Consider the following 13,568-nt stretch of genomic DNA (forward strand, 5'->3'; position numbering starts at 1 on the left):
TAAGGAAAGCGAACCCTCCGACAGCCTCTCAGGACCCCGATCTCTCAAGCAAATAATCAAGACGCAACCGGTGTCGCTGATCAAAGAGATTTTTACTGGTAGCCCAGATAGCCGCAATTACACCGAAACCTGTGCCTGCTGCGATCAGCATCATAATCAGAATCTGATACTTCACCGCCTCAACCGGTGGAGTTCCGCCGAGAATCTGACCGGTCATCATGCCGGGCAGGCTTATAATTCCTGCTGCCGCCATTGAGTTGATGATCGGCATCATTCCCGTTCGCATGCAATCTTTGCGAATCTGCTCGCTCGCCTCCTGCCAGGTCTGTCCCAGCATCAGGCGTTGCTCCACGACAGCACGCTTATCATAGAACATCGTCGTTAGACGATCAACAGCCAAAGCGATACCTGTCATGGTGTTCCCTAGCAGCATCCCCAATAACGGGATTGCATATTGCGGGGTGTACCAGGGGTCTACCCGTATAACGACCAATATGGAAATACAGGCCACTGAAAAGGAAGAAACGAACATAGCACCAGTCCCAATCAGATAGCCGGTACGGCCTCGAAAACGTCTCTGCTGCCTCGCCTCGACCTCTCTGCCAGCCATGGCAAGCATTATAAACGACATCAGCACAACCAGCCAACCGCTGGCATTGCCAAATAAAAACTTTAGCACCAAACCGATAAAAAGGAGTTGAGCTGTCATCCTGCAGGTGAAAATAATAAGCTTCTTCTCAATACCCAGACTCAAACACATGCTGGTCACAGCCAGAGCAACGAGCAACAGCGAGGCCAGCCCGAGATCGAAGGCGCTCAGAGAAATTACATTCATTGTGTCCTCTTTGAGGAAACCTTTTGCGGTTGCATCATAGACATGGAGTTTCTTTTAAGCTCTAAAATGCTTGAGGCCACCCTTGCCAGTTGTTCCTTATCGTGACTCACCCAAAGCACAGAGAGATTCTGTTCCTGCCTGAGCTGACTGATAAGACGTTCGAGTTGGTCTGTGTGATATGCATCCAGACCTGAAGTTGGTTCATCAAGAAGCAATACCTGCGGTTGTAAAACCAACGCCCGAACCAGCGCCAACCGCTGTTTCTCGCCGGTGGACAACCTGCTCACATGCCAGTTCAAAACATCGTCGTCAAAACCGAGTGCTACGATTGCCCTGTTGAACAGTTCAGTGTCCAACTCTGTGGTGAAATGTGGTTTTACAGTGTCATGCCACCAGGCCGATTCTGCGGGCACCATCAAGACTCTGCTTCGCCACCTTTGTGGGGCAACACTGTCTATCGGCTCCCCGAAAAGAGTGATGGTGCCGGAGTGGGGGATGAGATCGGCAAGAGCCCTCAGCAGCTGGGACTTCCCCACACCGGACTGTCCGCTGATACCAACGCATTGGCCTGTCGGCAGCGAGAAACTGTATGGTCCGTTTTCCAGAAACTCAAGAGATTCAACTACCAGGCACGTCGGGGAGGTTGAGGCGAAAGATGAATTATTCAAGTTGTTCTCATTTGACAGGAAGCTCGATCGAGAAGGTTGTGCCTTCATTTAGAGTACTCTCGACGTGGATGGCACCGTTATGACTTTCTACTATATTTTTGGTAATAGCCAGACCGAGACCGGTACCCTTGTGCTTATCAGTAAAAAACGGGGTGAAAATCTTGTCAAGTTTGTCGCTGTCCATGCCCGGCCCGCTGTCCTCTATGGCAATGACCAGATTCTCTGATGAATTTATCAATGTTGCGACCTTCAGCTTACCACCCTGTTCCATGGCCTGCAGACCATTTATCAGGATGTTAAGGAGCGCTCTATACAGCTGGGCGTCATCTATGGGGATCAGTGGCAGGTCGGTCGCCAGATCGGTTTCAAGCTCGACATTCTGTTCCTTGATCATGGGTGAAGCAAAATTGAGCACTTTTTCCATCAGGACATTCACATCACCCATTGCCAGCTTTGGCGCCTGAGGTCTCGCAAAATCGAGAAACTCTATAACAATATCGTTCAAGCGACTGGTTTCATCGACAATAATCCTGGCCAGATGTTCATTCCCCGGGGCGACCTTTAAAATACGCTTCTCAAGTATCTCAGCAGTACTGCGCACTATGCCAAGCGGGCTTTTAATCTCGTGGGAAACAGTGGCCACCATGGTACCAAGGTGGGCGAGTCGCTCAGCCTGATTCAATTTCTCCTCAAGGCGCAACCGCTCGAGAGCCCTGGATTCAATTATCCTGCCTGCTCTGGCAACAATCATTCGAAGGACCAGAAACAAAACCATCATTACCGCGCTGGATACCGCAATAATGCTGCCCTGAAGCCTGATAATATTGGTGTACTCATTGCTGAGGTCTTTGGCGATTTCAATTACGCCCATTATCGCCTCAGTCCCCTCTCCTGTTTCCCTGACCTGCCTGAAGGGTATGTAGCTCGATAATTCACAACTTGGAGGTTGATTGACCGGTAGTAAGTTCAACACACTACCTTCATAGTGCAGCCTGGAGTTGGCTATGCCCTGGAGAGCGAATTCATACTCAGGCCCACCAAGATTTTTTCGCCCCACCATTTCTGGAATAGTCGAATATGAAATGATATTTATTGAGGAATCGTAAATAGTCACCGACTCGATCTTCATCCCCTGAATAACACCTCGAACAATGGCGTCGAGATTGGCGAACTGCTCAGGATGGCTCAGGGCGATATTTCCATAACGAACAACGGTCGGCAGAACAAATCGTCGAAACACCTGCTGATTGAGGTTTTCAGCCAACACCATGGAATACTCTTCACTCTGTTTGAGCATGACTTTGCGAGCATTGTTGGAAATTGCCCAGGAAAGGAAGAGCGTAAAGATGAGAATGAAGAACAGACTGGAAAAAGTGAAATATTTGACCAGGGTAAACGGCTGCAAGCCCGCATCCAGAGTCTTTTTCTTCTGGCGGGCCTTTATCTCCTCAGCAACCCTCGTTGCCTCTTTATTCATTGCAAACACCGCAACGACGACAGATTGAGGTGTCACAGGCACTGGTCGTTTTTTCATCAAAGGCCCGCTGATATTCGCACCAGAGATAATCGTGCTTTATGCCATGATCAATGACATACCAGCCGAACCAGCTGCTTTCATCAAAACCGCATATGGCAAACTGCTCGGGGGTGAGGGCGTTCTTTTTCATGGCCTGTTTCCAGTTTAGACCACGTTCCGCCATATCATTTAAAACCGTAGCGATACGACGATCCGCCCTGGCCAGTACCGCCTGAAACAACACACTCTCCGGCTTGTCAAACTGCAGGTGTACGTTGGCAATTTTCGACAGTTCCCTACGCAGCAATTTCTGCCTGCGCTTCAACTCCATGACCACTTTTTTACTATCACCCAACTCACCTTTCGGTAGTGGGTCACTCATGCCAAAGGGATGATATTGAAAGGGAGTCCAGGGCTTCGGCGCAAAACAGTTTACCGAGATGCCTATTTCGGTGAGCCTGCCGCGTGCTTTGCCAATGGGATCAATTCGATCCTTGATCTTTTTGACCAGATCAATAGCTTCCTGCAGATCCTCGTCACTCTCTGTGGGAAGCCCGATCATCAGGTAAAGCTTCAGTTTGAATATACCGGCGTCAACCAACCGTTCTGCGGCATCGAGCAGGTCCTGCTCATCGAGTCCCTTATTAATAACCCGTCGCAAACGTTCTGAGCAACCATCCGGGGCGATGGCCACGCTTTTCAATTTACTTGCCGAGAGCAGGTCGATAAGAGGCTGGTTGAGTCTGTCAGCCCTGAGAGAGGAAAATGAAAGGGCACAACCGCTCTCTCGCAGATAATCACTGATCATCTCTAAAGATTCACTGTTCGCCATCTCCATACCAAGCAGACCGACACGATCAACATCACTGTAGCGTGCCCGAAGCCCTTCCACCACAGCATCGCCATCCCACAGCCTCGGTGGACGATAAATAAAACCGGCTGCACAAAAACGACAACCACGGGAGCAGCCGCGACCCAGCTCGGTAAGATGCATCTCTGAGAACTCAGCTTCCGGCGTTATAAGCTGGGAATGCCCGGCAACAGGGGATTTCTCCACCACGGATTTGGTCACATGCTGAGGAATCCCTGCCTCTGCCTGATAGCTGGAGAGTAACCCGTCTTCATCATAAACTGGTGTATACAGGCCCGGCACATAACAACTGGAACGAGTGGTGGCTAAAGACCTCAGCAATTCACTGCGCGTTTTTCCCTCATAGGAATCAGCGATTTCCTGAACCAACGCAGGCAGAACAGGTTCTGCCTCACCTAGAATCATCAGGTCTACAAACGGGGCCAATGGTTCAGGGTTCATGAAGGTGGCAACGCCACCACAGATAACCAGTGGCTGCTCGCTGGAAATACTCTCGCTTCTGTTGCCGGCAAACGGTTCTATTGAGGCCGCTCGCAACATCTTCACAAGATTCAGATAATCGTGCTCGAAGCTGATGGAAATAAAGATGAGTGGAAAATGGTTCAGGGGCCGCTGTGACTCCATGGAACGCAGCGGTTCTCCATTTTCAGGAAGGAAAAATCTCTCGCAGACCAATTGATCATCTTCAGCGAGCAGGGCATAGACCAGCTGATAACCAAGACTGGACATACCCACTTCGTAAGTGTTTGGATACAACAGGGCAACAGGCAATCGCCCTGTCCATTTTTTCAGGTAACTGCCTTTTTCCAGGGTCAGCCTGGCATCTCGTTTATTCGAATACCCCTGTGCTTTCTTATACTGCTTCCTGATACGTATGCCCTCAAAACTAATTGGCTTTTTTGCGTAAGTACGCCGGTGTCTCCAGCTGATCCTCGTTCTGCCAGGAAGGAATATCCCGCTTGGCTTCAGCATCACTGGATTTATGCACCCCAAAGGGGTCGGAGGTCTCGAAATTTGAACCCGGCAACCTCGTCACTCTTGGATTATGTCTATTTGGTGCTGCAGGTTTAGCTGATGAATTGACCGTATCCATTTCCCCGGCTGATATATGCTCCCTGTCAGCTCTCTTTACGTGCAGTTCATTTACCTTGGCGATAGCTTCTTTCTTGCCGGTAATATCACCCACACCGGTGGCAATTACAGTAACGTGGAGTTCATCATCTAAAGAGTCATCATAAAGTGCACCGATTACAACCTTGGCATCTTCATCCACACGTTCCTGGATAAGTTGTGAAGCCTCCATAAATTCAGACATGGAAAAGGTCTCTTCGGAAGCGGAGATATTGATAAGCAGGCCACGGGCACCATCGATACCAAAATCTTCCAACAGCTGATTGTCGATAGCTTTGCGTGCCGCTTCAACCGCACGATGCTCTCCAACCGCAGCGCCTGACCCCATAACCGCCGGACCAACTTCTTTCATTACGGTTCTGAGATCGGCAAAGTCGGCGTTGATAAGCCCCGGCACATTGATCAGGTCGGTTATACCTTTCACCGCCTGCAGCAGCACATCATCGGCCATGCTCAACATATCCGAAAGTTTGCTGTTTTTCTGCATCAACGACAACAAACGGTCATTGGGCACGGTTATGATGGTGTCGACATACTTCTGCAGTTCATCCCAACCCAGGTCGGCATTCTTCGAGCGGAACTTGCCTTCGAAGTTGAATGGTTTGGTCACCACTGCAACAGTAAGCGCACCAAGCTCTTTTGAGACTTTTGCCACAACCGGGGCTGCACCGGTACCGGTACCACCACCCAATCCTGCCGTGACAAAAACCATGTCGGCACCCTTCAGCGATTCCTTAATATCCTCAAGGGATTCCAAGGCAGCCTGCTCTCCGGTCTCCGGCGTGGCGCCGGCTCCCAGCCCTTTGGTAACACTTGGGCCAAGCTGCAAGCAGACATCAGCCTTTGATTGCATAAGGGCCTGCTTGTCGGTATTGGCTGCGATAAAATCCACACCCTGCAGTCGATTGGTAACCATGGTGTTGATCGCATTGCCGCCACCACCGCCGACACCGATTACTTTTACGACTGCTACACCTTCTACTTCTGCCATTCTGAACGGCATACGGTTCCCCCTGCTACTCAATTAGATTATCGCTTGGGTAATGCGACAACCATAACATTCAAATAGTGCATAATATAGCACTTACACCCGTTCCAATAAACAAAAAATTACAGTCACATGATTTTTTTGACCCAGCCTTTCAGCTTGTCCAGAGCCGATGGTTCCCTGTTCTGAATTTCGCTGTTTTTGTTCCTGCCAAATAGCACCAGGCCGGTCGCGGTAGTACAACGTGGCGAGTGAATCTCGTCCAATTTACCACAAACACCTGACGGATATCCTATACGGACAGGCAAATCAAAAATTTGTTCTGCTAAATCGATAATATTTGCCAGCAGCGCGGTTCCGCCTGTGATGACGATACCGCCATTTATCTTATTTTTCTGGCCACTGGCAACAAGCTCCCGATCAATCATTTCGAGAATTTCAATGGTCCTGGCCTCGAGAATGTCAACCAGCACCTTCTGGGTAACCTTTCTGGGCTGTCTGTCTCCGACAGTTGGTACGTCCACCACGAGATTCGGCTTGATAATTGATGAGATAGCCCCACCATAATCTTCCTTCAAGCGCTCCGCCTCCTGCAGGGGAGTCCTGAGCCCAACAGAGAGATCGTTGGTGAGGTTGTGTCCACCGAGACCAATCTCACAGGTATGACGGATGGTACCTTCACAAAAAACCGCTACATCTGTAGTGCCGCCACCAATATCAACCAGCGCTACCCCCAGTTCCATCTCATCAGGGCTGAGGACCGCATGGGCTGAGGCTATAGACTCCAGTACCAGCTCGGCAACTTCAAGATTTGCCTTGTTGCAGCAGGTCACCAGATTGTGTACTGCTCCGATATCCGCGGTGACGATATGTACATTTGTTACCAGCCTTACACCGGTCATCCCCAGAGGGTTCTGAATGCCGGTATGATCATCGACCATGTACTCCTGGGGCATTACATGAATAACGCGCTGGTTCTCGGAAATTTTCACAGTCCTGGCGGCATTGATCACATCGTCAATATCCGACTTTTTGATCTCCCTATTATTTACCGCCACAATACCCGGACTATTAAAACCTTTAATGTGATTGCCTGCGATGCCGACATAGACATAACTCGAACGAAGATTGCATCCAGCCGACTCTTCCGCCAGGCGCACCGCCTCCTTTATGGAGTTCACGGTTGACTCGATATTGACGACTACACCTTTCCTGAGACCGTTTGACGGTACTGTGCCGGTGCCGATTACGTCAACCCTGCCCGGAAAGACCTCACCGACAATACAACAGATTTTGGTGGTACCGATATCAAGACCGACAATGATATCACCAAACTCCCTCTCAACCGGTTCAAGTTGTTCATCTACCGGCTCGATTTCGTCTACCGGTTCGTGTACGACCGGCTCAAGTTCTTTGTTTTCTCTCATTTCGTCAACTCGACTCACTCTGTGCAACCAACACTTTACCGTTGTAATAGTCCATTCGGATATACTCCACACCTGAGAGTAAAACTCCTTTTCCCCGTCCTCTGTACAACGAATCAAGCACTCTCAACAAACGAGAATACTTTTGTCTGATTTCACCCCTGCCAAAAAAGATAGGGAACTTGTAATCGACCAGATAAACAACCAGCTCGCCTCTCTCATTTATATGTATCTCCGATACCGACTGGGCCGGAAGATTCGGATTATTCTGGCTCACTACCCGGATGAAATCATAAACATCACTGAAAATCGCTTTCTTCTCCTGCTCATCGTTTACGCGATCCAGGCCGGTGATAACGGGAAAATCAACATCATCCTCAGCTGAAACCCGCAAAAACGGTAATCCGTATCGGTCGACATAATAGAGCTGTGGTTTGCCGCTGGTGACCACATTCATCAAGGCAACCGGTGTGTACTCTTTGACCGAAATGGCGATATCAGTCGGCCAGTTTCGTTTTATACTGACCTGACTCACCCAGGGATGCTTGCCAATGTTGTTGACCACCCTGGCCTGGTCCAGGCCCAGCAGACTGGTCTGGTACAGGGTTATGCCGGATAGCTGTCGGATCTCTTCTTCCGGAACAACCCTGCAACCCGAATACTGTATATTGCGAACCTTGAAAAAAGATAGATCCGCCAGCAACATCCCCACCCAACCGGGCCCACCGAGAGCGAGGAAAAGGCTGGAAACCACCAGCAAAACTGCAGCAGGCGCCAACCACACTTTCCTGGAATCTGCCAAGGTTCCGCTCTGGGTGTACCTGTTATTTACATGCACCCGTTTTTTTCGAAACTTTTTGCTAACTATCTGCCATAATTGCTTTTTACTTTTGGCTTTGATCTCGGGCGTGGAGGCGAATTTATAGCCTCGCAGATCGCTGTTACTTGCGGTCTGTCCTTTTTTCCTCGACAGTAATTCACGCTTACACTGCCTTAGAAAATCGGAGAACTCATTGAGTTTTCTCCGTATTTGAAGCAACTTCAACTTCAGGGTCGCACCTCCGGATCAATAGTATATTGCTTTCTCCATCCCTGTTATTTCTTGAGCAGCTCGAGCAATTGTTCGCCCACCCGCACAATATTTCCAGCACCCAGCGTCAACACCAGGTCTTCCTCACCGATATCACCCATGATGCTTTCAGCCATATTCTCCACCGAAGGGATGAACCGTGTGTGTCGCTGGCCATGCCGCTCAATCTCTGCTAAAAGCGACTCACCGCTTACGCCTTCTATGGGCTGCTCGCTTGCAGCGTAAATATCGGTAAGCACAAGCACATCGGCCTGGTGAAAGGCGGTGGTAAAATCTTTGAACAGCGCCTTGGTCCTGCTGTAACGATGTGGCTGAAAGAGCACCACCAGGCGTTTTTCCGGCCATGCCGCCTTGATCGCAGACAACGTGGCCCTGATTTCAGTTGGGTGGTGTCCATAATCATCAACAACCGTGATGCCCTTGATTTCACCTTTTTTCTGCATCCTTCGCTGCACACCTGCATAGCTGGTCAGTGCTTCAGCAATGGTACCAAATGGTATCTCAAGCTCCAGGCCAACACAGATTGCCGCCAATGCATTATAGACATTGTGCTTACCCGGTGGAGCGAGGTTGACCTCGCCTAGCATACCGCTCTGATCACTTACCGTGAAATGAACACGCCCATCTTTGAAATGAACATTTTCGGCATATAAGTCTGCCTGGGAATTCAGACCGTATGTGATGATGCGTTTCCCTATCGTTGGCAGCAATTCCGCAATGTTTTCATCGTCAAGACAGAGAATAGCCGCTCCGTAAAACGGTATTTTATCGATGAAATCCAGAAATGCCTGTTTGATCTGGTCAAGGTTCTCGTAATAATCGAGATGTTCCAGATCGATATTTGTTACCACCTCAAGCACCGGCGACAGCTTCAGAAATGAACCGTCGCTCTCATCTGCTTCAGCGACCAGGAACTCCCCCTTGCCCAGTTTGGCGTTGCCGCCTAAGGCATCTACCTTGCCGCCAACCACAATAGTTGGATCAAGATTAGCCTGAGCCATCATCCAGCTCACCATGGAGGTAGTCGATGTTTTGCCATGACTCCCGGCAATCGCAATGCCGAACTTTTTCAATCGCATCAGTTCGGCAAGCATCTCAGCACGCTGAATCACTGGTATGTGCTGTTTTCTTGCCTCAAGCACTTCCGGGTTCTCTGCGGAAATTGCAGAAGAAGTCACAACAACATCAGCGCCCTCTATGTTGCCACCCTGATGACCTTTAAAAATTATGCCGCCGAAGGTAGCCAACCGATCTGTGATCGTTGAGCCGTAAAGATCTGATCCTGATACAGTGTAACCGAGATTCAGTAGCAGCTCTGCGATACCACTCATGCCTATGCCGCCAATGCCGACAAAATGTATATGTTTATTTTTTCGGTACATTCTCCACCCTTCCCGGGTTAATTTTTTCAGTTATCCCTTTTCCCCGGGTTCTGTCGGCATCTGCAACAGAAGCCAAACAAACATCCACGATCTTTTCGGCAGCTTCCGGTGCTCCGAGACGCTTCATCGCCTTGCCCATTTCGGCTAATTTTGCCACATCCCCTGCCATCTCTTTGAGCGTATCCCGCACACTTTCCACAGTGAGCTCACTTTCACGACAGACAAAAGCTCCACCGCCCTGTGCATAGTGCTCCGCATTTTTCTGTTGATGATCATCAGCCGCATGGGGATAAGGTACCAGAAGTGCCGGCTTACCGAGCACAGCAAGTTCTGTCAAAGTAGTGGCCCCCGAACGCGACACGAGAAAATCTGCCTGCTCATAGACAGCTTTCATGTCCTCAAAAAACGCTGACACCTGGGCATCAACTCCGGCCTGCTCATAGCTCTTTTGCACCCAATCACAATCCCTGGCACCTGTCTGGTGAATCACCCGAATCTGCCCGAATGCTTTATTATTCGCGCTGCAGATCGCCCCGGTTACAAGCTTGTTCAAAGCCTGGGCTCCCTGGCTGCCGCCGAGCACCAGCAATGTGAACGGTTTGGGCTCATCCGTATCCTTGTTTTCGCCTGCAAGTGCCAGGATATCCTGCCGCACAGGGTTACCTGTGAACACAACTTTTTCAGACGGAAAAAATCGTTCACTTCCCGGCAGTGAAATACACACTTTTTCTACAATTGCGCCAAGCTTTCTATTCGCCATCCCCGGCACAGAATTCTGCTCGTGCACAATGGTCGGCACACCAGCGATCCGAGCCGCAAGCATCACAGGGCCGGTGACATACCCCCCGACTCCCAGGGCAACATCCGGCTTAAAACGACGGATATGCGACAACGCCTGGAAAAACGATATTGGTAACACTGCCAGGGCTTTCAGCAAGGCAGGGATTGTTTTCCCTTTCAGCCCATAGCTGTAGATCGAAGAGCTGGCAAATCCGTATTTTTCGAGACTTGTGGTATCAATTTTTCTGCGGGTGCCGATAAAAAGCACCTCACTCTCCGGCTCTCTTCTTGTAAGCGCCTGCGCTGCTGCCACTGCCGGGAAGAGATGTCCTCCGGTGCCTCCACCGGTAATCAGCATTCGAATGGGTTTAGTTGGCGTCATTTTCGCCCCCATCATGCATTTTTCCCGCCGACTGTTCAGCCACTAGCCGAAGAACTTCTTCACTGAAAACCTGCCCGCGATGACCATAGCTGTTGAACATGTCAAAACTCGCACATGCCGGGGAAAGCAATACGGTATCGCCGGCCTTGGCCAGCTGAGTTGCCTTGCGCACAGCATCCGCCATGGTTGTGGCCATATGCAGCGGCACAGCGCCATTGAAAGAAGTCTTCATCTTTTCAGCAGCTTCACCGATCAACACAACATCTTTGGCCTTATCGCGGATCGCCGCTTTCAGCATGCTGTAGTCTTCACCCTTTTCCCGACCGCCTGCGATTAAAACAGCTTTGCCGGAGAGCTGCTCAAGAGCTGCGATGGCCGCTCCGGTATTTGTCGCTTTCGAGTCATCGACATAGAGCACGCCACGGTGTTCAGTGACCTGCTGCAAACGATGGGGAGCTGGGGTAAAGGATCTCAAGCCTGCCATAATTTGATCATGTGTAAGCCCCAGGCTCTTGACGGCCAAAATCGCCGCAGCCGCGTTCTGGGCCCCGATCTTATTGGCGAGCACTGTTCCTGCCAGGTCGTAACACTCTTTGTTTTCAGCCCCTAACAACCAGATTTCATTGCCCTTGATCTGTGCGGCGTATTGCTTCTGATCACCACTTGTCCCAAACTTCAGACAATTGCTGGTAATCTTATCTGCAAGCTGCACACAGAGCGGATCGTCGCCATTGATAATGGCCGTATCTGCCGCTTTCTGGTTTGCAAATACTCTCATCTTGGCCGCCGCATATTCCTCGAGGCTGCCGTGACGATCGATATGATCCGGGGTGATATTGAGCAATACTGCCACCTGGGGCGCAAAGGTTCCAGCCATCAGCAACTGAAAGCTTGATAGCTCAAGAACCATCACCTCAGCATTGCCTCCCTCGTGCAGATACTGCACCAGGGGGGTACCTATATTCCCGCCGACAAAGACATTTATGCCCGCCTGTGCCAGAATTTCGCCGATCAAGGCTGTCACAGTAGTTTTGCCATTGGTGCCGGTTACAGCTACCACTTTCATGGAAAGCGATGGCGCGGCCACTGCCAGTTCACCAACCACAGGAATGCCAAGCCTGGTGAGACCGAGAATCACATTATGGTCCTGGGGGATACCTGGACTTGCAACCACCATATCCGCCTGCTGCAGGAATTCCAGAGTATGGCCTCCTGCTTCCCATTGCAGCCGGCTGTTTTCCAGCAACTCAGCCTCATCGGCAACAAGCTGTTCTGCCGAACGGTTATCTGAAACAAACAACTCTGCTCCGAGGCCGAGACAATAGCGCACCATGGCCCGACCAGTTACTCCCAGCCCGATAACGCCGACCCTCATTCCCGGCTTTATTTTCAGTTCATCATGCATCAGCGCAGTTTCAGGGTTGCTATGGCAAAGAGGCCGAGAATAATTGAGACAATCCAGAAACGAACTACCACCTTGGGCTCATGCCAGCCTTTTTTCTCAAAATGGTGATGAAACGGTGCCATCAAAAAGATACGCTTGCCGTTGGTCATCTTGAAATAGCCAACCTGCATGATCACGGACAGTGCTTCCATCACGAAGATTCCACCGACTATGGCCAGCAGAAATTCCTGTTTGATAATTATCGCCACAGAACCCAGCGCACCACCTAAGGCCAGTGAACCGGTGTCCCCCATAAATATCTGCGCAGGGTACGCGTTGAACCATAAAAATCCGAGACAGGCCCCAAATATCGCACCGCAGAAAATCGCCAGTTCGCCGCTGCCCTGGACATGCGGGATTTGCAGATAATCAGCCAGGACCGCATGCCCCGCCAGATAGCAGAACACCAGATAGACAGCCGAAGATACCACAGTAGGCCCGACGGCAAGGCCATCGAGGCCATCAGTCAGATTTACAGCGTTGGATGAACCGACAATGACCAGGATCGCAAAAACGATGTAAAACCAGCCTAAATCAGGATTAACATCTTTCAAAAATGGTAAACTCAACTGCCCATCATAACCGGGGTGAAAAAAGATAAAGAGCCCGACAACCGCGGCCCCGAGTATCTGCAGGAGGAGCTTAGCCCTGGCACTGAGACCGGCTGTGGTCTTCTTGCTCACCTTCTTGTAGTCATCAAAGGCTCCGATCATGCCGAAAAATACTGTGATAAAAAGCAGCAACCAGACCAATGGATTATCAAGCCGCGCCCAGAACAGGGTCGACAGCGTTATCGAGGCAAGTATTAACAAGCCACCCATGGTTGGCACCCCCTGCTTGGCAAGATGGGTTTCCGGGCCATCATCTCGTACTACCTGGCCAATCTGTTTGCGCTTGATCATGCGAATAAAAGCAGGACCAAAGATGATCATTATCAGAAAAGCGGTAACCGCCACCCCGATAGAGCGAAAGGTTATATATCGGAATACATTGAATCCGATAAATTCAGTGTGCAGTGGATAGAGTAAGTGATACAGCATTGTTCAATCTCGGCTAA

Annotated in this window: 11 protein-coding genes; all 11 read right to left on the reverse strand. The window is 50.3% G+C overall.

Translation table 11 applies throughout. The features are described 5' to 3' along the window. Positions 1–28: 28 nt before the first annotated feature. The 11 genes from ACN5NT_RS11160 to mraY all read right to left on the reverse strand — a co-directional run bounded on the left by ACN5NT_RS11160 (position 29) and on the right by mraY (position 13,551). Entirely contained in the window at positions 29–835 is an 807-nt protein-coding gene (locus ACN5NT_RS11160) for an ABC transporter permease (protein WP_136798739.1), read from the reverse strand. After that, positions 832–1,503: an ABC transporter ATP-binding protein gene (locus tag ACN5NT_RS11165; protein ID WP_419175489.1), complete on the reverse strand. Its 672-nt coding sequence runs from the start codon at positions 1,501–1,503 to the stop codon at positions 832–834. Before ACN5NT_RS11165 ends, ACN5NT_RS11160 begins: the two co-directional genes overlap by 4 nt. 7 nt (positions 1,504–1,510) lie before the next feature. Then, on the reverse strand, positions 1,511–3,037 hold the full coding sequence (locus ACN5NT_RS11170; RefSeq protein ID WP_419175490.1) for a two-component system sensor histidine kinase NtrB: 1,527 nt from the start codon (positions 3,035–3,037) through the stop codon (positions 1,511–1,513). Beyond that, positions 2,973–4,619 (reverse strand): radical SAM protein, encoded by a 1,647-nt coding sequence (locus tag ACN5NT_RS11175; RefSeq protein ID WP_419175491.1) that lies wholly within the window; start codon positions 4,617–4,619, stop codon positions 2,973–2,975. The genes ACN5NT_RS11170 and ACN5NT_RS11175 overlap by 65 nt, the downstream gene beginning before the upstream one ends. A gap of 157 nt (positions 4,620–4,776) precedes the next feature. Continuing rightward, entirely contained in the window at positions 4,777–6,024 is a 1,248-nt protein-coding gene (gene ftsZ, locus ACN5NT_RS11180; RefSeq protein WP_136798736.1) for a cell division protein FtsZ, read from the reverse strand. Between the two features lie 113 nt (positions 6,025–6,137). Then, complete coding sequence (gene ftsA / locus ACN5NT_RS11185) at positions 6,138–7,436, reverse strand: cell division protein FtsA (protein ID WP_419175492.1); 1,299 nt, start codon at positions 7,434–7,436, stop codon at positions 6,138–6,140. A 4-nt stretch (positions 7,437–7,440) separates the two neighbouring features. After that, complete coding sequence (locus tag ACN5NT_RS11190; protein ID WP_419175493.1) at positions 7,441–8,478, reverse strand: cell division protein FtsQ/DivIB; 1,038 nt, start codon at positions 8,476–8,478, stop codon at positions 7,441–7,443. 50 nt (positions 8,479–8,528) lie between these two features. Further along, on the reverse strand, positions 8,529–9,905 hold the full coding sequence (gene murC / locus ACN5NT_RS11195; RefSeq protein WP_419175494.1) for a UDP-N-acetylmuramate--L-alanine ligase: 1,377 nt from the start codon (positions 9,903–9,905) through the stop codon (positions 8,529–8,531). Beyond that, complete coding sequence (murG, locus tag ACN5NT_RS11200; protein ID WP_419175495.1) at positions 9,889–11,067, reverse strand: undecaprenyldiphospho-muramoylpentapeptide beta-N-acetylglucosaminyltransferase; 1,179 nt, start codon at positions 11,065–11,067, stop codon at positions 9,889–9,891. Before murG ends, murC begins: the two co-directional genes overlap by 17 nt. Further along, positions 11,054–12,472, reverse strand: coding sequence for a UDP-N-acetylmuramoyl-L-alanine--D-glutamate ligase (gene murD / locus ACN5NT_RS11205; RefSeq protein WP_419175496.1), 1,419 nt, complete (start codon positions 12,470–12,472; stop codon positions 11,054–11,056). Before murD ends, murG begins: the two co-directional genes overlap by 14 nt. Continuing rightward, positions 12,472–13,551: a phospho-N-acetylmuramoyl-pentapeptide-transferase gene (mraY, locus tag ACN5NT_RS11210; protein WP_419175497.1), complete on the reverse strand. Its 1,080-nt coding sequence runs from the start codon at positions 13,549–13,551 to the stop codon at positions 12,472–12,474. The genes murD and mraY overlap by 1 nt, the downstream gene beginning before the upstream one ends. Positions 13,552–13,568 lie beyond the last annotated feature (17 nt).

Origin of the sequence: Desulfosediminicola sp. (genome assembly GCF_048381775.1) — a bacterium.
Classification (GTDB): Bacteria; Desulfobacterota; Desulfobulbia; order Desulfobulbales; family Desulfocapsaceae; genus Desulfopila; species Desulfopila ganghwensis.